The following is a 21,905-nucleotide window of genomic DNA, read 5'->3' as shown; positions in this document are numbered from 1 at the left end:
CCGGGACGCGAAAGCGGAGGACCAGTGCGCCCAAGACCGTTCGGGGCGTGCCGGTGAGCCAGGACTCACTCCTACTCACTGCCCAGGAACGGTTCGTCCGGGCAGGCCGGGACGGGCAGGAGCGGGAGGCACAGCGTGCGCCTGCGGCCTCGCTCACATCCGCGATCCGGTGGACGGACGGCGTGGACCGGCAGGGGCCCTCAGCTCGACCGTGACGCTCCGCGCCTCGGCGTGGACGCGGGCGATCGCCCCGGCGGGGATTGTCAGCTCCTCGCCGGGGCGTTCCAGGACCAGCCCCTCCTGCTCGGCGCTCAGGACGGTGCCGCCGCGCCTCTGCAGGATCCGCGGCGAGATGCCGGATACAGGACCGGGCCGGCCGGTCGAACAGCGGCCGGGCTCGTCCGGCGCTACTGAAGCCGTCAGGCCTTGACCGCGGTCTGATCGGATTCGGTGATAGGGGCGGTCTCGTCGCCGGGGCCTTCCACCACGCGGACTGCCGGAATGGCGGCCGCGATCACCGCGCCGAGGAGGGCGACGCCGCCGCCGATCATCAGAGCAGTACGGAAGCCGTCCTCGGAGGCGAAGGTGTAGCCGCCCGTTGTGGTGGTCATCTGGGCGAGGACCACTCCGATCACGGCCGCGCCGACCGAGGTGCCGAGCGAGCGCATCAGAGTGTTGAAGCCGTTGGCGGCGGCGGTCTCGGAGAGCGGGACCGAACCCATGATCAGGGCGGGCATCGCACCGTAGGCGAGACCCACGCCGCTGCTGGTCACGATGCTGACCAGCATGAGACCCCAGGCCGAGCCCATCAGTGCCAGCGACAGACCGTAACCGGCCGCGATGACCAGGACCCCGGAGATCAGCGTGAACTTCGGGCCTCGGGCATCGGTGAGCTTCCCGCCGAGCGGGGAGACGATCATCATCATGAGCCCGCCGGGAGCCATCCAGAGGCCGGCGGCGAGCATCGACTGGCCCAGACCGTAACCAGTGGCCTCGGGGAACTGCAGCAGCTGCGGCACGACCAGCATGCTGGCGTACATGGCGGTGCCGACGAAGATCGAGGCGAGGTTGGTGAGCAGCACCCGGGGGCGGGCGGTGGTGCGCAGGTCGACCAGCGGGTCGCGGGTCCGCAGCTCCCACATCCCCCACCCGACCAGAAGCACGACGGCAGCGGCGAACAGGCCGAGCGTGGTCGCCGAGCCCCAGCCCCAGTCGGCGCCCTTGGAGACCGAGAGCAGCAGGGAGACCAGGCCGGCGCCGAGGCCGAGCGCTCCCGGCAGGTCGAAGCGCTGACCCTTGGCGCCGGCCGGTACGTCCGGGATCAGGAACCAGATGAGAGCCGCAACCGCTACGGCCAGGACCGCGGAGCCCCAGAACAGCACGCGCCAGTTCGTGTACTGGGCGACCGCTGAGGCGATCGGCAGGCCGAGGCCGCCGCCGATGCCCATGGAAGCGCTGACCAGAGCGATGGAGGAGCTGAGCTTCTCCGCGGGGACCACGTCACGCAGAAGGGCGATGCCGAGCGGCAGCATGCCCATGCCCATGCCCTGCAGACCACGCCCGATGATCATGGGGATGACCGAGGAGGACAGCGCGCACACCACCGACCCCACGATCAGCGGCACCGAGCACGCGATCAGCATCCGGCGCTTGCCCAGCAGGTCGCCCAGGCGTCCGGAGACCGGCACGAAGACGGCCGCCACGAGCAGGGTGACGGTGATGACCCAGGCGGCGTTCGACGAGGTGGTGTGGAGGATCTGAGGCAGCTCCGCGATGAGCGGCGTGACCAGGGTCTGCATGATCGCTGCCGTGATGCCCGCGAAGGCCAGTGTGGCGACCACACCTCCTGAGCGGCTTGATGCCTGGGAGGCATCCATAGAGGACTCCTTGGTTGCATGACGAGAGAACGATATGCATCGTACACGCCTCATGTATCGATCACATTTTGTGCATGGCGCATATATTCATGAGAGGATGCAGGAGAAGGCCGTCGCGAAGGACAGGGCAGCGCGTCGGACCGGCAGGAAAGGGAAGGCAGCAGGCATATGGTCAGGCCCACGAGCGATGTCGAGTACGAGCAGATGTTGCTCAGCCGCCATGGACTCGTCCACCACAGGAACGTGCGGCGCGAAGGCGGGCTGGAGCGCAGCGCTTACATTCTGCTGAGCCGCATTCGCGTCCAAGGGCCCATGTCCATCGGCGAACTGAGCACGGCCTTCGGGCTCGACGCGTCCACTCTCAACCGGCAGACCGGCGCAGCGATGCGCTCCGGTCTGGTGGACCGCATCCCCGACCCCGACGGCGGGATGGCCCGCAAGTTCCGCATCACGGACAAGGGCGCGAGCCTGCTCGACGAGGAACGCGAACGTACCGTCGACATCCTGGACCTGGTCATGGCCGACTGGTCGGACGAGGACATCGCGGGCTTCGCCGCCTGCCTCAAACGGTTCAACACCGACATCGAACGTCTCGCCGGACGCCCCTGGCCACGGCCGTGAACCCGCGGTCGTGAGCACGGGCCACTCATGTCGTCTTCGAGCAGCGTCCAGACCTCAATCAGGTCTTCCGGATCCCAGTCCTGCCGCACCAGTCCAGTGCTCCCTCGCCCAACCAGTTGGATCACCGCAGCGTGGCGATACGGAACTGGAGCGAAGATCAGAAGACCGCAAGTGTTTTCAGACGGTTACTCAGCGCTACGCGCCACGACGAAGCCTCCGGGGCCCGACTGGCCCCGGAGGCTTGTCCCTTGCTCCGCAGCCCCGTTCAACGAACCGGGCCTGTCGGCGTCACGCCACGGCGGCCTGCTTCGCCAGCGTCGCGAGCGGGGAGCGCCGGCCGTTCCAGTCCGTCACAGGTGACACCCCTTTCTGGCCCTCGGTCGGCATGCTGGTGGGCGTGGTTGAGGGCGAAGTCCGCCGACACCGTCGCTGCGGGTCGCGCCCACCTCATTGCCCTCTGTCCCGGAAGTGCTCCTCCACTGGCCACGAGATCAATCAGCGAATATTTTCTGGCCTCACACGGGCATCGCGTAGACGTGGCGGTTTCCCACGTACTCGCCGAGGCCCCACATCCATCCGCCCCTTCCGGGGCGGTCCTCGTAGCTCAGGTCTTCAGGTCCCTGCGGTACGCGCCACTTAAGCTCGGCTGTCCCGACACCGTCGCGATTGAGCGCTGCGGTGCTGAAAAGTCCCTCGCCCGATCCGTTGCTGACGGAGATGTACAGGCTATTGCGGATGGCGACTGCTCCCTGGATCCCGCGGCCGCTGGGCAGTCCTCTCCCTCGGTTGATCTGGTAAACCGCAGAGGACCGAGCCGTCGTGCCGGTGGACAAGAGCAACGACCCACTGTTGTAGGCGAAGCTCCACCGGCCCACGTGCTGGGGCTTGTCGTCCCGCGCAAACGAACTCACGATGAGGCTGGTCCGACGGAACGGCCCCTGAAGCGAGGTGCGGTCGACCGAGACCTGTGAGAACGTCAACTTCTCACGCGAGGCTTCGTCCGCTTGGTACGTACGGCTCAAGGGCATTGCGTACGGGGTGACCTTGACCTTGTTGGCATCAGGGTGCTTGAACATCTCGTCGGTGTTGAACACCAAGAGTGCACCCGCTTGGCTGTCCGTGACGTACAGCCGGTTCCGATACCACGCAAGGCCTCCGGCGTGTAGACCGCTGATCGGCTCAGCGGCGTACCCACTCACGGTCTTGACCGCCCTCACCAGCTCCGCGTAGTGATATCGCGGATCTCTGCCGCTGCGATCGATGATGGCGACACGAGCGCCGGTGTCGTGCCAGGACACCATCATTCGCTTGCGTATGCGGCCCATCGCGTCGTAGTAGGTCGTGACGCCTTGGGGATACCAGTCGCTGCCCGGGCGAGACGCGTCAGGGTCATTCGGGGACCACCCGAAGGCGAAGGCGGGCTTGGGCGACGCGGCTGGCCATGAGGGGACCCGGGCCGGATCCACCTTGGTGACGCCCCAGGCACCCGCCAGTGAAATCCGTGCCGCGTCGAACCTGCCGAAGTTCTGCGTGAGCCAGCGGATTCCCCGCACATGGGCGCTCGTCTCGTCAGGGTCGTAGGCCAAGGTCAGCGGAGGCTCCGCCTGAGCGGCCAGCGCCGACTCCGGCACCAGTAACCCACCTGCCGTCGCGAGGACGGGAGCCGCCACCATCCCCCGCAGGATCGTTCTTCGTGTTGTATCCATGCCGAGACACCGTAAGGGGTGAATGCCCCGTTCCAGCCGCATTCGGCATTGTCCTGAATCCTCAAGACCTAGTTTCAGGCCACCTTCGCCCCGGCTACGTGGTCGGCTCCGGAAGTCCTTCGGGGGTTGACGTAGCGACAGGGCCTGTGTGAGGTGCCGGTTGTCCACTCGGTGCGGGGCATGCCCGGGTCAGTGCGTCCCGTGGGGGCCGAGGGCCGTACGTTGATCTTCCGTAGCTGCACGGGAGTGTCGAGGCCTTCCGTTGGCGGCGCGGAAGAAAAGTCGAAGAAAGTTTGCCGCCGGATGTCGAGGGCCTGCTTCCTGCTCCGACTGAGGGGTGACAGCGCGCCAACGGGGCACGCAGAACTGGGAGAACACCCGAGATGAAGTACGTCGCGATGATCTATGGCAACCAGGCCAAGTGGGACTCCTTCCCGGCCGAGGCATGGCCGGAGGCGATCGCCAAGCAGGACGCGTTCAACAAGAAGTACCAGGGGACCGGGGAGCTCGTCGGTGCCTACGGTCTGGCGGACGCGGCCCTCGCCCAGCTTGTGCGCCGCAAGGACGGGGCCGCGACGGTGACCGACGGCCCCTACCTGGAGACCAAGGAGTACCTCGCCAGCTTCTACCTGCTCGACTGCGAGAGCCTGGAGCGGGCACAGCAGATCGCGGCGGACATGCCCTTCGCCGACGTGGAACCGGTCGAGCTGTGGCCCGTCCTGCACGATGCCGCGGCGGACGTGTGAACGTGGATCACCGCGCCGAGGACCTGCTGCGCGAGTTGGCGCCGCAGGTCCTCGGCGCACTGGTGCACCGGTATGGCGTCTTCGACGCGTGTGAGGACGCGGTGCAGGAGGCGCTGCTCGCCGCCGCCCTCCAATGGCCGGCCGAGGGCCTGCCAGACAACCCGCGGGGCTGGCTGGTCACCGTCGCCTCCCGCAGGCTGGTCGACCAGGTGCGAAGCGAGCATGCCCGGCGGCGTCGCGAGGACCGGATCGCCCTGGCCACCCCTCAGGCGGAGCTGCTCAGCCATGCCGCGGATGCCGCATCGGGCACGGATCGGGACGACTCCCTCGCGCTGCTGTTCCTCTGCTGCCACCCCGCGCTGTCCGAGCCCAGCCGGATCGCGCTGACGCTGCGCGCGGTCGGCGGGCTGACGACCGCCCAGATCGCGACGGCCTTCCTGGTCCCCGAGGCGACCATGGCCCAGCGCATCAGCCGGGCCAAACAGACCATCAAGGCCTCCGGTATGCAGCTCCGCATGCCGGAGCCGGCCGACCACGTCGAACGTCTTGGGGCGGTGCTGCAAGTGCTGTACTTGATCTTCAACGAGGGGTACACCACCACGGACGGCGCCGACCTGACCGCGCCGGCCCTGTCGGCCGAGGCACTCCGGCTCACCCAGTTGCTGCACCGCCTGCTGCCCGACGACGGCGAAGCGGCCGGGCTGGTGGCGCTGATGCTGCTCACCGAAGCGCGCCGCCCCGCCCGCACCGGGCCCGGCGGCGACCTGGTGCCGCTGGCCGAGCAGGACCGCGGCAAGTGGAACCGTCGGCTCATCGCCGAGGGAGTCGACCTGATCAGCCGGACCCTGCCCCAGGGCCGGGTCGGCCCGTATCAGCTGCAGGCCGCGATTGCCGCCGTCCATGACGAGGCCGAGCATGTCGACGCCACGGACTGGCCGCAGATCCTCGCGCTGTACGGACTTTTGGAACAGGTCACGCCGAACCCGATGGTCACCCTCAACCGCGCGGTCGCCGTCGCCATGGTGCAGGGCCCCGCCGCCGGGTTGGAGCTGCTCGTCGTCCTGGAGTCCGACCGGCGGATGACACGCCATCACCGGCTCCTCGCCACCCGCGCCCACCTCCTCGAGCTGCTAGGCGAGCACCACGCCGCGGCGGACGCCTACTTCGACGCCGCTCGACGCACCACCAGCGCACCGGAACGACGCCATCTCACCGCCCGTGCCATGCGCCTCACCTCCGCACAGAGCTGATCGCGCCCGTAGATCGACCCCCCTTCCCGTGCCAGAGGCTGGCCGGTCTCGCAGTCGATGAGCACGGTGCCGAAGTGCTGTCCACGACGGGTGGCGAAGTCATCGACGCCCAGCACCCTCGGAACGGTCCAGGCAGGATCGGGCAGGACTGTAACCGCCCGTAACAGTGTCGACCGGCTCACCCGTGTATGCAGGGCAGCGGCGAGACGGCTCCCAGCCCGGCCCGCGAGCGCGACGGCGACAGCCTCCAAAACCCGCCGAGCGGCAGGCGTGCGGCGGCTATAGCGAACGGTCAGGCCGTCGACCTGTTCGGCGAAAGTACGCCGCGAACAACGAACGTTCTCCCAGTGCAGCCGTCGCACCGTCAGCTCGATCCGTACCGGCCGATCCCCAACCGGAGTGTCAGCAAGGCTTCTTCCGTACGTGCTGTGCACCCGGTTGGAAACCACCGCACACCCAGGGCATGGCACCTCGGCCTCCCGGGTTCTCGCCACCATGCGAATCGCTCCGCACTCGAAGAACACGCGCTCCACCAGCAACTCGCTGAGGTGCGGAAACAGGTCACCGATCAGCTCATAGGGTGATCTCACCCGCCCCCCGCGTCGTCGACCGTCCGGGCCTGCTGGCGCTCGACGCCGCGCCGGTCGGCCTGCAGGCGCTCCAGGCGGCGCAGCGTCACCCCCGGGTTTTTTCTGGGCTGCTCGTAGTGCTCGGCCGTGTCGGCGCGGCCCGCGCAGCGGTCGGCCTCCCCCTGCCCGGGCGCACCGTGCCGCCGTGCCCGGGCGGCACTCACCCGAGGAACGACAGCAGTACGGTCAGAGCCAACAGCACAGCGAGGACGGGACCCAGTGGCAGGCCGTGGTTGCGCGGTGGACTCTGCTCGATGGGGCGCAGCTCCGGACGGGTGTGCAGCGCGTTGATCTCGTCGGTCATCCGGTTGTACGGCGGGCGCAGTCCCAGTCGGCGTTCCGCCCAGGGCCAGCCGATGCCGGGCAGCTCCCAGGTGTCCTGGTCGCGCACTCGGATCTCGACCGTGCCCTCACGGGTGTAGGCGGCCCCCCGCAGCCGTTCCCACGGCACATGCCGCACCTTCCAGGCTCCGGTCAGCCACAGCCCCGCGCTGTCCGCGGTGACCCGCCAGTTGAGCAGGGTGGCTGCCAGGTTGAGCAGCATGAACAGTCCGAAGAAGCCGAGGACGTGCCAGCCGAACCCGTCCGCCAGCAGCGTGTCGGTGACGAACTCGGTCCCCACCACTGCGCACACCGTGAAGGCCAGCCCGCCGGCCCTGGCCGCCTTGCCAGGTCCCCAGCGCACCGGCCGGCCGGTGGGTGTCAGGGTCGCGGCCACCTCTGCCACACGGTCGTTCGGCAGCGGCTTGGCGCCGGCGGGTTCCTCGATCGCGTCGAGGTTCGAGACGTGCGCCAGGGGGCCAGGACCCCTCCTGGGCAACCGGACCGGCCCCCTGGTGCGCGTCACCACCGGGTTCCCATCACCGTCGGCCGTGAGGAAGACCAGCTCGCCGCCTTCGCACGGAGCGCCGAACATGACCGCCTCGTGCAGCCGCGTGTCGAAGACCGGGGCGTCCTCGCCCTCCCAGTCCTCCTCGTCGTACTCCCCCTCGTCGTACTCCCCCTCATCGGGCTGGTCCTCGTCGGGCAGCACCTGCACGAGGAGACAGCTGAAGAGGGGGGTGCTGCCAGAGGCGTCGGCGGCGGCGTAGACCCAGGTCCGTCCGTTGAGATCGACGCGCTCCAGCACCCGCAGAGCCGGCACCGGTCCCCAGCGCAGCGCCGCACTGCGGCGGCGTGCCAGGACGCCCGTCGTGAGCAGCGAGATGCCCGGCAGCCCGGCGGCCAGCGCCAGCAGTTGCCAGCCGAAAGCGTCGTACGGCTCGGCGGCCAGGCGCCGCCACCGTCCGTCCTCCAGCACCGTCACCGTGGTCCCGACGGCGTAGTCCTCGGGGAACGCCGCGTCGACGGTGATGCGCCGCGCGTCGTCGGTGCGGACACGGACCGGCACGTCGTTCCGGCTGATCACCTCGGCCGCGATGCGCTCCGCCCCAGCGGCATGGCGCTCGTCCTCGCGCACACCGCTCAGGCCCAGGCAGATCGCGCCGGCGGCCACGACGCACAGCATGGCACCGGCTGCGAGGGGGATCGTCCCCCGCCACAGCGGGCCGACGGGCTCGGGCAACCGGTGCCGTATCCCGGCGGCGGCCCGCTCCACGAGTCGCCGCTGCTCACGCCGGGCGGCCGACCGCGCCCAGGCAGCGGCCCAGCCGAGCGCGAGGACCGCGATCACCGCCATGTTCGCGGCTCGGGACACCTCTCCGGGGGCGGGGAACTGCTCCCACGCCACGAGGACCGCCAGGACCGGCGCGGTGACGAGGGTGAGTTCGGGAAGCTGGGCGAGCCAGTACAGCAGACCCACGGCCAGGCCCGCCTGCACCATGCCGACCCAGTCCGGACCGCACGGAACCGCATCGCTGCACACCGGTTCCGGATCCGCGCCGATCGCCACGACCAGGGGGACGAGCAGTGCCAGGACGGACCACAACGGCCTCGTCCACGGCGCCAGGCCGGCCTTCCGCCACGCCGCGGCGTCGACGGACTGCCAGTTGGGAATCTCTGCGGGGACGGACCCCGACGGTATCGGAACCGGGCTCTCGGACACCCGAGGATTATGCGGTAGGCCATCGCACCTGTTCCCACCGGCCCTCACCAGCAGGACCGGGCTCCCCGATGGCGACCGGAACGGTCCCGGACGCCGTCGGCCGGGTTCACTCCGTGTGGACCGCCTCTCCCGCGACCGGAGTGAGCACCGAACAGGTGCCAGCCCCGTGTCCGGGGCGAACAGGTACCGGTCGAGGACGGCGAGGTCCGCGGCCATGCCCTTGTGCACCACGGGTGTGGGGGATGGTCAGGGGGCCTTCGCCGTACGCCCCTGCGCTTCGAGGTCGGCGACCAGTTCGGCCGACGGAAACAGGACGGCGCTCCAACATGTCAGTTCGGTGCAGGCGTACCAGGTGCCGGTGCTGCGCTGTGCGGGGGACTGGTCGCCGGTGCGCTGCGTCATGGGGCCGTGCTGACGGCACTCGGGGGTGCTGGTCGCGTCGGTCATGTAGGTGCCTTTCTCGGTGCGGGTGAGTGAGCCATTTCAGCGCTGCCGCTCCCGGGTGCGATCTGTCGGCTTCAAGTCAGTGGGAGCGTTGTAGGTGCCGAGAACCACATCCGTGCACCCTTGTTGTCACCTCGGTTGGAGCCCGGCTCTGCCGGAGCCGGGCTTCTGGCAGCGCCGGTACAGGCCAGCACTTGAGAGGCAGCGGCGTTGAGGAAGATCATGAACGTCCATGACGAATCCCTCGCGACGATCTGACCGATGTGGAGGAACTCTCCTCCCGCCTCCAAGAGCTGGTCAACGGTCACGGCGAGGGCCAATGTCGGCTGGCCGCGCCTCCGGGTATGGCGGAGCCACCTCCGGTAGGTGTGAGCAAGCCGGTCGGCAGGAACCAGGTCGTCCCAGACGACGAAGGCGCACCCAGCGATCAAGGCGTCGCGTGCAGGGACACATGCCGCTGTCTACTTACCATGCGCTGGAAGGCGCCGCTGAATGCCTTCCAGATCACCTGCGAAGTCCGGCTCGCCCCGGCCGCCCACTGAACACTTCAACAACCAAGATCAGCCGATAAATTGACGCACCCGCCGGTCGGCGTGAGAGGTAAAGCGCTAGGCGATCACAAGGACGGGGTTTACGGGGCGAGGGGTAGCTCCGGTGAGTGAGGCGGGATCGTTTCCTCCACGGCCATTCGGGTGACGGTCGCCCCGCGGGCGTATCCGGGCGGACACACTGGCCGCCCGCAAGACGTCCCTGAGGGAGCGATTTCATGAAGAACCTCCGAAAGGCGCTGGCTGCGGCCGTTGCCGCCGCGGCCCTGTGCACCGTGTCCGCGACGCCCGCCCAGGCGGCGCGAGGATCTTTCGTCTACTACGTGGACGGGTGGTGGCAGGGATTCGAGCTGACCGATCCCGAGGACGGTCGCTGCTACAACACGCAGGCTGAAGCAAACCGGCCGACCAACCACACCGACCGCCTTGCCGTTCTGTACCGGGGTACGAACTGCCAGGACGGTGCGGTCGCGACCTTTTTCGAACCGGGTCAGAGCGGCGTCGATCACTTCGGGTCGGTGAAGTTCCTGGCCAGGTGAGACGGTGCGAGGTGCGCAAGGGTCGCAGGCTCTCAATCTTCGCTTCTGGTGACAGAAGGACTGCTGAATGAGCGTGTGTGACAAATCGGATGCCTCACCTGTGACAACCAGACTGCTTCGACCGATCCCATTCGCCAGCTCATCCGAGCCCGCTGGTGACAACTCCTGAGCTTCGGCTCAGCTGCTGAGCCGAGACACTTTTGTTGGAACCTGGTCCAGTTGGACCCCAAGGATCTCGGTGCGGGGTCGGAGGGCGCGGGCGACGGCGTGGGGATGCCCACTCCCGGACTGCCGCACGCCGGCTGGGCCCCTGTTTCCGGCCGGGGCGCCATCGGACCACGGCCTGGTGGCAGTGCGGTGGGAGGTCAGCCGGCCACTGCTTCCTGCTGGGAGTCGGCTGCAGCAGGCTCCGAGGCGGCCGTCGCGGTGTAGAAGACGGACGAGCCCTGCTTGGTGCGCTGAGCCTGGCTCTTGGCGACCAGCCCTTCGAGGGTGGTACGCACAACGGTGGTCTTGACACCGCGGTCAGGGTGGGCCTGCGTGAGTGCGGCGGAGATTTCGGTGGCGGACCGCAGCTCGTTCTGCTGCTCCAGGTGATCGCGGATCAGGTTGACGAGGGTCGGCTTTGTGTCTGTCTTCGGGGACGAGGCCTTGGCGGCGCTCTTCTTGGATGCCGTCGCCTGTGCACTCGTGGCGGTCGCCTTCTTCGGCTTGCTCTGCTGGGGTTCGGCGGTGGCCTGGCGCGGTACGGTCGGCGCGGCCGTGGTGTCTGCCTTGCCGGAGGGGCTCGCGCCGCCGAGTGCCTCCTGCATGCTCACCAGCACGGAGTGGTCGTGCTGCAGGGCACCCAACTGCTCCTGCAATGCCTCGATTTCCGCACTGATACGTTCCTGCTCCTTGACGTTGCGCTCAAGGTCGCCCGTCACCTGGGCGATGTACTGCGACGTCAGTCCTGTGGCGGGGGCCTGAATTTCAGACATGGCATGGGCCTTTCTGCAGCTCGCGGGTAGGGCTGTGAAAAAGTACGAACCCGGTCCGCGAGCGGGTGGAGGCAGGTGACCCGTCTGCGCTGACTGGGCACCCGCAGGACACAACTGCCGTAATGTGCAGCAGTGTCTAGAGATAGTACGCACGAGTAGAGCCCTGATGTGTCAGTCGAGTGAAGTCTCACTCTTTCCTTCAGAGTGAGGAGCCAGCAGATGCGGGGCATGCAACGACGAGGCTGACGGGCGCTGTCACTGCTGAACCGCGGTGCGGCCCACCCGGCTCGGGAGACAGGGCCCGGGGAACCGGGGCCAAGAACCTCCAGAGTGCGGCAGGTATTGCCTCCGCCTGCCGCTGAAGATTTGCCAGGTCGAGCCTCGGCGCAGGTAGCGCGGATGATGTGGTCGAACCCTGTTCTGAGCAGCGGTGTGGCGGCACTCTTGACAGCCTCTGCTCGGACTTGAAGGGGCACTCGCCACATTGTGGCCACTGCCCCTCTCTTTCGTTTGCCCGCACACCAATGGTGTGCGGGCCTTTTGCGCATCCGATATCCATCCGGCAAGGCGCCCAGGGATCACCCCCGAGCTTCGGCTGCCCCGACGCGAGGCGGCGGTGCGTCGGCGGGCGTCTGCCATCGGTACAGGGAGCTTTGTCAGCGTTCGCCCGCCACCAGCTGACTATCAGCCCGCCACGATGCCGGGCGCGACGGACATCCCGGAGAGGTCCTGGACATCTGCTGGGAGTGCTCGGTCGAATTTGTGACTCACCAGGCCAGGCCGCAGTGCGCGGATCCGGCCGGTTGCGAGGTTCACGCGGTGGGCGCGGGAGGAGCGACGAGGCGGGCGAGGGTGCTGCGGACGGTGTTGACGCTGCCGGTGCTGTCGTTCACGGATCAGTCTGCTGTAGCGGCGCTGCGAATGGCAGAGTTCCCGAGCGAAGGCCGTGTCAGTGCTTCGTGAGACAGTCGGTCCCCTAATCGTGGTCTGGGGAGGGGCACATGCGGGTTTTGCCTGAGATTGTCGGACATGATGAATTTGCTGCCCTGGTCATCAGGACCGACTACAACGACGAAGCCGCATGGCAGGCGGTGGCGACGGGTCTGACGCAGCCATGGGGTGAGAATGGCGAGTTCATGGCCCGCGTCCACCTCGTCGACGATCCGGCCTGGGCCGACGCCACGCCCTATGAGGTTCTCAGCGCCGTGAGACGGGACGAGAACCTGAGCGTGGTGTTCGTCGCCGACCGTGTGACCATGCAGTCCGCTGACTGCGCGCTTCTGGCCTGCGATGTCTGGGCCGATGAGGAGGCTCTCGACCCGATGTACTACCAGGAACTCATTGACTCCCCGCAGCCCCGTGGGTTCCGTACTGCTCCGGCCGCCGTCCACGACGTCCACGCGAATCTGTCGATCGCGAACATGGATTTCGAGGAGTTCGCTGAGGAGGCGTCCGCCGATCCCGAAGGTGTCCTCAGGCCCTTCTGGGCGACCGCCGCTTCTCCCTGATCGTTGGTCCTGGCGTGGCGTTGACTGATGCGCAGAGTGTCCCCGGCCACCGGAGCGGCTCGACGCTGCTCATCGGTCTGCTGCCCACATACGCCGGGCTCGGCATCCTCGCACCGGTGCTGCTGTTCCTGCTGCGGGCGCTCCAGGGCTTCTCCACCGGCGGCGAGTACACCGGGGCGTCGGCGTTCATCATGGAGTACGCGCCCGAGGGCCGCCGTGCGCGCTACGCGAGCGTCGTGCCGATCACGGTCGGGATCGCCTCCGTCGCCGGAGCCGCGACGGGCCTCCTGATCACCTCCACGCTGGACGACCCGGCGCTGAACAGCTGGGGCTGGCGCATACCGTTCCTGCTGGCCGGGCCGCTCGGACTCATCGGCCTCTACCTGCGCAGCCGTATCCAGGACACCCCGGTCTTCCGGGCGATGGAGAAGCGCGAGGCGGTCCAGGAGGCGCCGCTGCGCGAGGCGTGGCGTACGTGCCGCCGACAGGTTCTGACGCTGTTCGGCTACAGCATCACCAATGCCGTCGGGTACTACCTGATGAGCAGCTACATGATCGCCTACATGTCCGAGGAGATCGGGTACACCAAGTCGGAAGCCATGCTCACGAGCGTGGTGGCCATGCTCGCGTACAGCGCTGCGTGTCCGCTGATGGCCGCGGCCAGCGACCGCTTCGGCCGCAAGCCGATGCTGCTCGTGGCGTGCGGAGGCTTCGCGGTGGCCACACTGCCCGCATTCTGGCTGATCGGCACCGGTCTCGCGGGGGCGATCGCCGGCACGGTGGTCCTCGCCGTGCTGGTCTCGGTGATCGGCACGTCCAACGTGCCGGCGATGGTCGAGATGTTCCCCAGCCAGCTGCGGGCGAGCGGTTCCGCCATCGGCTACACCGCCGCGTACGTCCTGTTCGGCGGCACGGCACCGTTCGCCGCGACCGGCCTGGTGTCCCTCGCTGGTACACCGCTCGCGCCGGGCTTTTACCTGATGGGCCTGGCGGCCGTGTCCGGGCTCGTGGTGTGGTTCTTCTTCCGGGAGACCCTGCGCCTGCCTCTGACGCGCACGACCGTGCTCGCTGAGTAGAGCCGCTGCGCACGAAGGCCGGCCCCGGGCATCCCGGGGCCGGCCGCGTCATGTCGGCGGCGTCAGCGTGCCAGCACCCTCTCGTCGATGAGTTCCAGCCTGGGTGTGCCGCACAGCGCCATGGCCGTCGCGAGTTCGTCGCGGAGCAGGTCGACGACCGCGCGTACTCCGTCGGCGCCGTCCGTGGCGAGCCCCCACATGTACGGCCGCCCGATGAGGACCGAGGTGGCGCCGAGGGCGATGGCTTTGAGGACGTCGGTGCCGCGTCGGATGCCGCCGTCCACCAGAACGGGGATCCGGCCGGCGACCGCTTCGGCCACCGCCGGCAGTTGGTCGACGGTGGCCGCGGCGGTGTCCAGGTTGCGTCCGCCATGGTTGGACACCACCACTGCGGCAAGGCCCGCCGCGCAGGCGCGCAGCGCGTCGTCCGGGTGCAGGACGCCCTTACCCACGACGGGAAGCCGGGTGGCCGACGCCAGTTGCTCGATGTCCGTCCAGGTCACCGACGGGTCGAGACAGCCCCCAGCCAGCCGTGGATCGGCGTCGTCGGGCAGATTCGCCCGCCGGACGCCGTCCGGCAGGTGTGTCATGGCGGCCTGCTGCCGGTAGCGGTGGCCGGCCACCGGGGTGTCCAGGGTGAGGACCAGCGCTTCGGCACCGGCGTCCTCGGCCCGGGCGATGAGTTCGCGGGTCAGGCCGCGGTCGCGCTGGACGTAGAGATGGAACCAGAACGGCGGCGAGCCGGCCCCGGAGAGGTCGCGCAGGGACACGCTCGACTCCATGCTGATCACCGGCAGGGTTCCCCCGGTTGCCGCGCCGGCCAGGGTGGCGTGCTCGCCGTCGGCGTGGAACAGCCGCTGCAACGCGACCGGGGCGAGCAGGATCGGATGGTTGAGCCGCGTGCCGAGCAGGGTGCACGAGGTGTCGACATCGGACACGTCGACGCAGACTCTGGGCAGCAGCGGCAGTTCGGCGTACCGGGTGGTGTTCCACCGCGCGGTGTGTTCGTCGACGGCGGCGCCCATCAGGTAGGCCCAGGCCGAGGGCGGCATGCGGTGGTGTGCGGCATCGCGCGTCCGGTCCAGCGGGTGAGTGGGGTGAGGCATCGGTCAGTCCACGACCGTGAGGCCGAACTCGGTGAGTGCGCGGGCGATTTCCTGGAGTGTGTCCGGGTCGGAGATGGGCAGTTTGGGGCGGCGCGGGTAACCGCCGGGCTGGCCCTGGAGGTTCATGACTGCCTTCAGTGAGGCCTGCATACCGCCGTACCGCCAGTTGTACCCGTCGTGGTCCTGCCCCTTGAGTCGGGCCATGAACGCGGCGAAGTCGTCGGCGATCCGCCCGGCCTCTTCGAGGGCGCCCTTCCACGCGAGGTCGAAGAAGCGGGGCATGCGGCTGCCGAGGGGCATGCCGGAGCCGAAGTGACCGTCCCCGTGACCGTCGGTGATCGCGGCGAGACCGCGCCGGGAGAGCAGGTTGCCGAAGACGAGGGTGGTGTCGCCGACGGCCTCGATCGTCGCCTGCAGCTCGCTGTCGTCCGCGATGCTCTGCTTGACGGCCACCATGTTGGGGAGCCGGACCAGCTCACTGATCTGGGCGACGGTGAGGTGAGTGGCGTTCTCCTGGGGGAAGTTGTACAGCCAGCACGGCAGGCCGGTACTGGCTGCGACCTCGGTGATGTAGGCATGCAGCTCGGCAGGGGTGGGCCGCACCGCCGGCGGTGGCGGCACCATGATCGCGTCGGCTCCCGCCGCCTCTGCGTGCCGCGCGAGTTCGACGGCGGCGGCGGGTTGCGGATGGGTGACCGCGACGATCACGGGGACCTGACCGGCCGCGGCGGAGACGGCGGTCTCGGCGAGGCGCTTGCGTTCCTCGGTGGACTGCGCGGCCCATTCGCCGGTGCTGCCGTTGACGAGCAGCCCGTGTGCTCCCTGCGTGACGAATAGCCGCACGGTCGCGGTGAACGCGTCCAGGTCGAGGTCGCCCTGCCTGGTGAACGGGGTGGGCAGCGCGGCGAAGTAGCCTTGTCAGCGGACGACGTCGAAGACGTTCTTCTGCAGGCCGTTGGAGTACGCCTCGTACTCCACCAGCTTCAGCTTCTGGGTGTCCTTGTCCGTGGCGCTGAACAGACGCTTGCCCGCGCCGAGGAGCAGCGGGAAGACGAGCAGGTGGTAACGGTCGATCAGGCCCGCGTCAGACAGGGCGTGGTTGAGGGAGGCGCTGCCGTGGATGATGATCGGGCCTCCCTCGGTCTTCTTCAGGGCGGCGACCCCGTCGAGCGAGCGCAGGATCGTGGTCTCGCCCCAGTTCGAGACAAGGTCGTCCTCGGTGAGGGTGGTGGAGACGATGTACTTCGGCATCGTCTTGTAGTCGGCGAATTCGGCCATGTCCGGCCACACTGGGCTGAACGCCTCGTAGCTGACCCGGCCCATCAGGATCGCGGTGGATTCCTTCTGCTCCCGCCCCTTGATTTCGAACGTCTCGGGGACGAACTCGACGTCCTTGAAGGTCCATCCAGAGTTGCGGTAGCCCGGTTCGCCGCCAGGGCCCTCCACGACGCCATCGAGTGAGATGAAGGCAGTGCTGATCAGGGTACGCATGAGATTTCCTTGATGTTGGGTATTCGGTTGCTTGCTGCCGCTTCGACCATGTTCGAGGCGGGAGGGGCCTGACGATGATTTATCTCAGGGCATCGCATAAGGCAGTTTTCCGGTGGTGCCGGGATCTGGTGCCGACCCGCGGTTGGACGGGCGGCCCGGGCTGCGCGGAGGGCGTCTGGAGCGGCCTGCGGAGGTCAGCTGAGGAGTCCGGTCAGCCACTGCTGCCAGGCAGCCTCGGCCTGCTCCGTGTCCGGCCCGAACAAGTGGTGGAACATCAAAGCCATGCCAGAGCCGTGGTGGAAGGTGTAGATCCCGTCTGCGGTGCGGACCTCCATGCGCTCGTCGTCGGACCAGACCACTTCGCCGTCCAGCGGCGGCAGGCTGGCCGGCTCAGCGTGCACCCGTGCGCCCACGACGGCTGAGTCCGGCAGCGACAGCCCACGGGTGAGTGCTGCTCTGGTCTCCTGCGCCGACCGCCCGTCCGTTGGCGCCACGGCGAAGACGGGAACGCCGGTGCGTCCGGGGAAGTGCGTCAGGTACTCGCGGAGCGTGTGGAGGTGGAAGGGCCAGCCGCGGCGCAGGGCGTCGTACTCGTCCTGCCAGTCGTCGCCGAGCAGGCCGCTGTGGACGACGCGGAGAACGCTGCTGGCGCCGTCCCGCCCCTCGATCAGGTATTCGAAGGCCATGAACCGGCCGTCCTCGGCGGCGGACGTGCGGGTGGCGAAGCGCTCGCCGGGCTCGTAGGCGGTGATCACCGCCTCCTCCCGGTGGCCTCCAGTGCTCATGGCGGCGATGCCGCCCTCGCGTGACTCCACCTCGTTGCGGCCCATGAACCAGGAGTCGATCCCCGGTCCTGTCGCGATCGCCTCCCAGACCTGTTCCGGGCTCGCCGGGAGGGTCGTCTCCAGCTCGATCTCGAACGGATGCGTCATGGTGCGTTTTCCAGTCCTGCTTCGGGTTTGGTTTTGTGTGTCCCCCCGGACTGCTGCTGCGGGCCGGCCTCGCTTCCCTCAGGGCCGCCGGGCCGCAGTGCGGGGATTTGGTGGAGCCCGATCACCACTCGGTGATTCCGGCCTCTCGGGGCGGCCTCGTCGTGGTAGCGGCCGACAAGGGTCGCCACCGCCTGGGCCAGTTCGTCGGCGAAGGCCGTCCGGTCGGCCGCAGAGGCGAACCGCACCTCGGCGTCGATGCCGAAGGTGGCGATGCGCCGCTTGGCCCGGGCGGCGCCGGTCAGCAGCGTGCCGACATCCTGCACCAGCCGGGACCCCAGCGCCAGCAACCAGCGGGCGGAGAGCTGGTCGGGAGACCGGGAAGGATCCGGACTGACGGCGGCCAGGGCGCTGGGGGAGATCACGTAGGAGGCGGCGGTGGCGCGGTACACCCGTTCGGTGATGCTGCCCTTGCGGCGTTCCTCGGCGAGCTCGAGCAGCCCGTGCCGTTCCAGTTCCTTGAGGTGGTAGTTGACCTTCTGTCGGGGCAGCCCCAGGCGGACGGCCAGCATGGCGGCCGAGCCGGGCTCGGCCAGGGCGGCGAGGATTCGGGACCGTATCGGGTCCAAAGACGCCTCGGCCGCGGCGGGTTCTTCGATCACAGCGACATCCAGCACCGTTCCAGGATCTGGCCGACAAAAGATTTTGTCAAGACGAATTTCATTGTCGGTGTGTTCGTACTACTGGTACGCCGTATGTCCCGGTAGAACGGTGATCGGTGGGGTGGTGTCCGACGGCCGCTTCGAGGACTGCCACGTCGTCGGGATCCCAGTCGGAGAAGAGGTATCCGGTCTGTTCATCGTCGATCTCGATGTAGAGGTTGCCGTCCAGAGTCCACGGATTGCTCTGCTCCGCCTGCCGGAAGTGGCTTCCTCGGCATCGCGACCGCGAGCGCCTCTCCCGCATTGCCTGGGCCGTCGCGTCAACCACCCGGATGCGGTACGAAGTCCGATGTGAACGAACAGACTCAGCCCGCGACCGTTCGCGTGTTCATCGCCCTCGCCCCGCCCGACCACGCGAAAGAAGAACTAGCCCGGGAGCTGCGCTCCGCCTATGACACACACCCTCACATACGGTGGAACCGCATCGAGGACTGGCACATCACCCTGGCGTTCCTCGGGGAGCTACCGGCCGAGACGGTTCCGCTCCTGCGCCCGCCTCTCGCCGGCCTCGCAGCGGACCACCAACCACTCTGTTTGGCACTGCGCGGCAGCGGAACCTTCGACGACCGGGTGCTGTGGAGCGGAATCGACGGAGACCTTGATGAGCTGCACATGCTTGCCGCCGATGTGCGTACCGCGGTCAAGAGCTGCGGTGTCGCCTTCGAGGATTGGCCCCTGCGCCCACATCTGACGTTGGCCCGTGCACGCCGGGGAGATCGATCCTCGGCAGAAGATATCGCCGAAGGGTTCGCCGGGTTTACCGGCCGCCGATGGCCTGCCGAACGTCTGCACCTGGTCGGCAGCAACGTCGGCCGTAGCCGTGGACCGATCCACTACCGCGACATCGAGGCTTGGGCCCTCGGCAACGGGAACTGCACTGGATCTTGAACGAACCAACCAGGGCCAGTCGACAGGCAGTATTCGACCTGGCGGGCGATGAAATGGTTGAGTGCGGCGCGTCGTCCGGAGCGGGGGCTGGGGCCCACCGTTCCATCACCGCGTCCCAGGGGGCCGAGTGTTCAGCGGTCGTTGATCCTTCGAGCATGAAGAGCAGTTGCGATGTCCATCCTCGCGGCCGACTACGAAGAGAAGCACGGGCACCCGCCGGGCGAGCGGGCCGCCTACGCGCTGGACCAGCAGGCCGCCGACCGGACCCGCCCGCCCAAGCGCAAGGAGCCGCGGTCACTGTCCGAACTGCGCGACGGCTGGCGGACCTCGGCGATACGGGCATTCGACACGGGCACCGTCTACCGGCTGGCGGAGCGGGCGCGGGCGGCAGCCGCGGCGGTGTGGGCGCGGGTGCGGCCGGTGGTCGACGTCGCCCTGGCCGCCGTCGACACCGTCGCCGTGGTGTACGTGATGCGCGGCGCGTTCCGGCGCCGGCACCTGCTCGCCGAAGCCCGCCGCCACCTCTCCTACGTCCTGCGCGGCCGACCCCACCAGCCCGGCCTGGACGAACAGATCGCGCAGACCGTAGTTGACGACTACACCCGCCCCGTCGGCCGCCGGATGATGACCGCCGACCTGCGCGCGCTGTACCCGCACGACACCGAGGACCAGGCCGTGCTGCGCCCGCTGACCCGCAAACGGACCGCCCCACCGGGCCCGCCTAGCTAGCCGCCGGTGCGCTGACCGCCCGGGTCCACGCGGTGCGCCGTGCAGACCGTCTGGGATCGCGCTCCCGACCGCACGCCGTCGCCGTGCGCGCCGCCCCGAGGTCTCGCCCGAGGCCGACTCGCACGGACCGGAAGGCCGGCCGCAGCCAGGAGTAGGCGACCGACGTCGCCACGGTGGAGCAGAACCGCCGGACGTTCGAAGCCGCCGCCAAGATGGCCGCCAAGCTCCACGACGGCATCGGGGACCGCGCCGTCGCCCACGGCCCCCGACCACACCCCAACGCGTCGGCGGCCCCGCCGTCGCACACCCAGCAGCCCGGCGCCCAGGCCGCGCCGGACCACGGGAGGAGTTGCGTGAGCACACCGGAACAACCCAGCTTCGAGGACGCCCTCGCCCGCGCACGCGAAGCCGCCCAGGAGTGGGTCGCCGTGCTCGACGAGCCTTTGCCCTGGGAGCCCATCTGGAAGCGGCCCCGGAAACCGAAGTCGAAGGCGGAGAAGAAGCAGGAGCTGCGCAAGCAACGACGGCGACTCCAGGACGCCGGACGCCGCCGCTTTGCCTCCGGACAGTCGCGCCGGCCCCGGTCCCGGCAGAACCGCATCGGCAACGCGGCCGCGCGTCGTGACGCCCGCACCCTGTCACGTGTGCGGCACTTTACCGCCTGGCTGTGGTGACAATGTCGCGCATCGTCCACTCAGTGCACCGCACGATGTTCTGCATCCGGCGCGCGATGCACGACATCGGGTGCCGAACATCCGATGCGAGCCACCCGGTGGACTCCACTCTGGTGCGCACCACCTGACGATGCCCGGCACCCTCGCGCGCACCACGGTGCGCCGCACTCGATGTTCCGCACCGCACCGGTGCGCACACCGCCCGACCGGACCTTGACCAGGTTCGGCCGGGCGCGCGTCGTTCCTAGACCAGGTTCGCTACCGGGGTGCGCATCGAGTGCCTGACCCACGCCGACGGCCTCCAGCTGGCGCAGGACGCCAGCGACGACCTCGCCACGGTTGGCTTCGTCGATCTCCGGGAACAGCGTTTGTCGACGGGCTCCGGAGTCAGTGGTGATCACTCGGCTCGTGATTGTCGAGCAGAAGTGACGGCGCTGCGCCTGGGGGCGGCGAAGAAAAGGGAGGGCGGGAACCAACGGGGTGGTGGCAGGATGTCCGAGCTCGACACCCGATGGGAAGGGACCCAACAACTATGGCTCGTGCCATCACTTTGATCCGCTCTGCCTCCCTGTCCGACGTCGCCGAGTATGCCTACGCGTCCACGGCGCCCGCCGAGTCACGCCTGATTTTCCTCGCCGGGGCGTGTCCGCTGAACGATGACGGCTCTACGGCAGCGATCGGGGACTACGCGGGCCAGGCAGCGAAAGCCGTCGAGAACATGCAGGCTGCTCTCACTGCCTCAGGTGCGTCACTCCAGGACGTCATCAGTACAAGGGTTCTCGTCGCGTCGGCCCGGCGAGAGGACCTGGTGGCTGCCTGGGAGGTCGTCCGGGACTCGTTCGCTGACCATGACGTCCCGAGCACCTTGATGGGCGTCACCGTGCTCGGCTACAAGGACCAACTCGTCGAGATCGAGGCCGTCGCCGCCGTGCTCGATTCTTGAGCCCACCGATACGCTGTGGCGGCACGGCCAGCAGCATTCACCAACGGCATCTCGATGCGGCGCTACTGATCCGAGCACGCATCCCATCCGGGCCCCTGATCCCGCGTCTGGATGATGAGCGGGCACCCGCGCGCTCATAACCGCCGCCTTCGGACCGGAGTCCGAGGGTGAACTCCCCTGTGCCAAGCGGCTTCTGACCGCCCTGGACAAGACGATGCTCCTGCCCGTTGCCCTCGAAGGCCACCTGAGCAAAGGGAAGTTCAGGCAGCAAGGCACCTGGGGGGCGGGAATGACGGTCTTGGGCGGCACGGTGCCAAGCAGCGTCTGGAGTTCGTCAAGGACGGCATTTTGTATGAAGCGGAAGGCGGTCGACAGGGCGAGGTACGGCAGTCGCAACAGCACAGTTGAGCATCCTCGCATTCGGTCCAGGCGTGCTCCAAGAAGCCCCTCCCCGC

At 68.5% G+C, this 21,905-nt stretch carries 21 protein-coding genes and 1 pseudogene; 10 read left to right on the top strand and 12 right to left on the bottom strand.

Translation table 11 applies throughout. From position 1 onward, the window contains the following. Positions 1-419 precede the first annotated feature (419 nt). A complete protein-coding gene (locus tag AB0I23_RS39010; protein ID WP_359117527.1) occupies positions 420-1,877 on the bottom strand; it encodes an MFS transporter in 1,458 nt (485 codons plus the stop codon). 168 nt (positions 1,878-2,045) lie between these two features. Here AB0I23_RS39010 and AB0I23_RS39005 point away from each other — a divergent pair, with 168 nt between their 5' ends. Next, entirely contained in the window at positions 2,046-2,498 is a 453-nt protein-coding gene (locus tag AB0I23_RS39005; RefSeq protein ID WP_359117524.1) for a MarR family winged helix-turn-helix transcriptional regulator, read from the top strand. Positions 2,499-3,013: 515 nt separating this feature from the next. Here the strand turns inward: AB0I23_RS39005 and AB0I23_RS39000 are convergent. Next, complete coding sequence (locus tag AB0I23_RS39000; RefSeq protein ID WP_359117521.1) at positions 3,014-4,204, bottom strand: hypothetical protein; 1,191 nt, start codon at positions 4,202-4,204, stop codon at positions 3,014-3,016. Positions 4,205-4,587: 383 nt separating this feature from the next. Here AB0I23_RS39000 and AB0I23_RS38995 point away from each other — a divergent pair, with 383 nt between their 5' ends. Continuing rightward, on the top strand, positions 4,588-4,950 hold the full coding sequence (locus AB0I23_RS38995) for a YciI family protein (protein WP_359117518.1): 363 nt from the start codon (positions 4,588-4,590) through the stop codon (positions 4,948-4,950). After that, positions 4,947-6,200, top strand: a complete 1,254-nt coding sequence (locus AB0I23_RS38990; RefSeq protein WP_359117516.1) for an RNA polymerase sigma factor — start codon at positions 4,947-4,949, stop codon at positions 6,198-6,200. The genes AB0I23_RS38995 and AB0I23_RS38990 overlap by 4 nt, the downstream gene beginning before the upstream one ends. Here AB0I23_RS38990 and AB0I23_RS38985 read toward each other — a convergent pair. The 4 genes from AB0I23_RS38985 to AB0I23_RS38970 all read right to left on the bottom strand — a co-directional run bounded on the left by AB0I23_RS38985 (position 6,110) and on the right by AB0I23_RS38970 (position 9,320). Next, complete coding sequence (locus tag AB0I23_RS38985) at positions 6,110-6,697, bottom strand: transposase family protein (protein WP_359117529.1); 588 nt, start codon at positions 6,695-6,697, stop codon at positions 6,110-6,112. The two genes, AB0I23_RS38990 and AB0I23_RS38985, sit on opposite strands and share 91 nt — an antisense overlap. Before the next feature lie 89 nt (positions 6,698-6,786). Continuing rightward, a complete protein-coding gene (locus AB0I23_RS38980; protein WP_359117513.1) occupies positions 6,787-6,993 on the bottom strand; it encodes a hypothetical protein in 207 nt (68 codons plus the stop codon). After that, positions 6,990-8,873: a hypothetical protein gene (locus AB0I23_RS38975; protein ID WP_359117511.1), complete on the bottom strand. Its 1,884-nt coding sequence runs from the start codon at positions 8,871-8,873 to the stop codon at positions 6,990-6,992. The genes AB0I23_RS38980 and AB0I23_RS38975 overlap by 4 nt, the downstream gene beginning before the upstream one ends. Positions 8,874-9,119: 246 nt before the next feature. Further along, positions 9,120-9,320 (bottom strand): hypothetical protein, encoded by a 201-nt coding sequence (locus AB0I23_RS38970; RefSeq protein WP_359117509.1) that lies wholly within the window; start codon positions 9,318-9,320, stop codon positions 9,120-9,122. Positions 9,321-10,083: 763 nt separating this feature from the next. On the opposite strand from AB0I23_RS38970, the gene AB0I23_RS38965 reads away from it, so the two are divergent. Continuing rightward, positions 10,084-10,404, top strand: coding sequence for a hypothetical protein (locus AB0I23_RS38965; protein ID WP_359117507.1), 321 nt, complete (start codon positions 10,084-10,086; stop codon positions 10,402-10,404). A 365-nt stretch (positions 10,405-10,769) separates the two neighbouring features. Here the strand turns inward: AB0I23_RS38965 and AB0I23_RS38960 are convergent, their stop codons facing one another. Next, a complete protein-coding gene (locus AB0I23_RS38960) occupies positions 10,770-11,384 on the bottom strand; it encodes a hypothetical protein (protein WP_359117504.1) in 615 nt (204 codons plus the stop codon). Positions 11,385-12,385: 1,001 nt separating this feature from the next. On the opposite strand from AB0I23_RS38960, the gene AB0I23_RS38955 reads away from it, so the two are divergent. Then, positions 12,386-12,892 carry a DUF6924 domain-containing protein gene (locus AB0I23_RS38955; RefSeq protein WP_359117503.1) on the top strand — a complete coding sequence of 169 codons (507 nt, stop codon included), beginning with the start codon at positions 12,386-12,388 and terminating at the stop codon, positions 12,890-12,892. Between the two features lie 14 nt (positions 12,893-12,906). Continuing rightward, positions 12,907-13,968 carry an MFS transporter gene (locus AB0I23_RS38950; RefSeq protein WP_359117500.1) on the top strand — a complete coding sequence of 354 codons (1,062 nt, stop codon included), beginning with the start codon at positions 12,907-12,909 and terminating at the stop codon, positions 13,966-13,968. A gap of 62 nt (positions 13,969-14,030) precedes the next feature. Here AB0I23_RS38950 and AB0I23_RS38945 read toward each other — a convergent pair whose 3' ends face one another. The 5 genes and pseudogenes from AB0I23_RS38945 to AB0I23_RS38925 form a co-directional block, all read right to left on the bottom strand. Continuing rightward, complete coding sequence (locus tag AB0I23_RS38945) at positions 14,031-15,074, bottom strand: alpha-hydroxy acid oxidase (protein ID WP_359117498.1); 1,044 nt, start codon at positions 15,072-15,074, stop codon at positions 14,031-14,033. A 3-nt stretch (positions 15,075-15,077) separates the two neighbouring features. Continuing rightward, a pseudogene (locus AB0I23_RS38940) lies at positions 15,078-15,977 on the bottom strand (dihydrodipicolinate synthase family protein); the annotation flags it as partial. Between the two features lie 15 nt (positions 15,978-15,992). Next, positions 15,993-16,565, bottom strand: a complete 573-nt coding sequence (locus AB0I23_RS38935) for a dihydrofolate reductase family protein (protein WP_359117495.1) — start codon at positions 16,563-16,565, stop codon at positions 15,993-15,995. 194 nt (positions 16,566-16,759) lie between these two features. Continuing rightward, on the bottom strand, positions 16,760-17,497 hold the full coding sequence (locus AB0I23_RS38930) for an SRPBCC family protein (protein WP_359117493.1): 738 nt from the start codon (positions 17,495-17,497) through the stop codon (positions 16,760-16,762). After that, positions 17,494-18,171: an ArsR/SmtB family transcription factor gene (locus AB0I23_RS38925; protein ID WP_359117490.1), complete on the bottom strand. Its 678-nt coding sequence runs from the start codon at positions 18,169-18,171 to the stop codon at positions 17,494-17,496. Before AB0I23_RS38925 ends, AB0I23_RS38930 begins: the two co-directional genes overlap by 4 nt. A 336-nt stretch (positions 18,172-18,507) precedes the next feature. Here AB0I23_RS38925 and thpR point away from each other — a divergent pair, with 336 nt between their 5' ends. From thpR to AB0I23_RS38905, 4 genes are all read left to right on the top strand, one after another. Then, a complete protein-coding gene (thpR, locus tag AB0I23_RS38920) occupies positions 18,508-19,104 on the top strand; it encodes an RNA 2',3'-cyclic phosphodiesterase (RefSeq protein WP_359117487.1) in 597 nt (198 codons plus the stop codon). A gap of 171 nt (positions 19,105-19,275) precedes the next feature. Next, positions 19,276-19,833, top strand: a complete 558-nt coding sequence (locus AB0I23_RS41890) for a hypothetical protein (RefSeq protein ID WP_436847066.1) — start codon at positions 19,276-19,278, stop codon at positions 19,831-19,833. Positions 19,834-20,186: 353 nt separating this feature from the next. Continuing rightward, positions 20,187-20,507: a hypothetical protein gene (locus AB0I23_RS38910; RefSeq protein ID WP_359117485.1), complete on the top strand. Its 321-nt coding sequence runs from the start codon at positions 20,187-20,189 to the stop codon at positions 20,505-20,507. Between the two features lie 532 nt (positions 20,508-21,039). Beyond that, positions 21,040-21,450, top strand: a complete 411-nt coding sequence (locus AB0I23_RS38905; protein ID WP_359117482.1) for a RidA family protein — start codon at positions 21,040-21,042, stop codon at positions 21,448-21,450. Positions 21,451-21,905: the final 455 nt, after the last annotated feature.

This window comes from Streptomyces atratus (genome assembly GCF_040655115.1).
In the GTDB taxonomy this organism is placed as follows: Bacteria; Actinomycetota; Actinomycetes; order Streptomycetales; family Streptomycetaceae; genus Streptomyces; species Streptomyces atratus_D.
The sequence above is the reverse complement of the archived record's forward strand: the minus strand, read 5'-3'. Positions and strand labels throughout refer to the sequence as shown.

Coding starts and splice junctions, on each gene's coding strand:
- AB0I23_RS39010 (WP_359117527.1), bottom strand. CDS start 1,877: ATGGATGCCTCCCAGGCATCAAGCCGCTCAGGAGGTGTGGTCGCCACA.
- AB0I23_RS39005 (WP_359117524.1), top strand. CDS start 2,046: ATGGTCAGGCCCACGAGCGATGTCGAGTACGAGCAGATGTTGCTCAGC.
- AB0I23_RS39000 (WP_359117521.1), bottom strand. CDS start 4,204: ATGGATACAACACGAAGAACGATCCTGCGGGGGATGGTGGCGGCTCCC.
- AB0I23_RS38995 (WP_359117518.1), top strand. CDS start 4,588: ATGAAGTACGTCGCGATGATCTATGGCAACCAGGCCAAGTGGGACTCC.
- AB0I23_RS38985 (WP_359117529.1), bottom strand. CDS start 6,697: ATGGTGGCGAGAACCCGGGAGGCCGAGGTGCCATGCCCTGGGTGTGCG.
- AB0I23_RS38970 (WP_359117509.1), bottom strand. CDS start 9,320: ATGACCGACGCGACCAGCACCCCCGAGTGCCGTCAGCACGGCCCCATG.
- AB0I23_RS38965 (WP_359117507.1), top strand. CDS start 10,084: ATGAAGAACCTCCGAAAGGCGCTGGCTGCGGCCGTTGCCGCCGCGGCC.
- AB0I23_RS38960 (WP_359117504.1), bottom strand. CDS start 11,384: ATGTCTGAAATTCAGGCCCCCGCCACAGGACTGACGTCGCAGTACATC.
- AB0I23_RS38955 (WP_359117503.1), top strand. CDS start 12,386: ATGCGGGTTTTGCCTGAGATTGTCGGACATGATGAATTTGCTGCCCTG.
- AB0I23_RS38945 (WP_359117498.1), bottom strand. CDS start 15,074: ATGCCTCACCCCACTCACCCGCTGGACCGGACGCGCGATGCCGCACAC.
- AB0I23_RS38935 (WP_359117495.1), bottom strand. CDS start 16,565: ATGCGTACCCTGATCAGCACTGCCTTCATCTCACTCGATGGCGTCGTG.
- AB0I23_RS38930 (WP_359117493.1), bottom strand. CDS start 17,497: ATGACGCATCCGTTCGAGATCGAGCTGGAGACGACCCTCCCGGCGAGC.
- AB0I23_RS41890 (WP_436847066.1), top strand. CDS start 19,276: ATGTCCATCCTCGCGGCCGACTACGAAGAGAAGCACGGGCACCCGCCG.
- AB0I23_RS38905 (WP_359117482.1), top strand. CDS start 21,040: ATGGCTCGTGCCATCACTTTGATCCGCTCTGCCTCCCTGTCCGACGTC.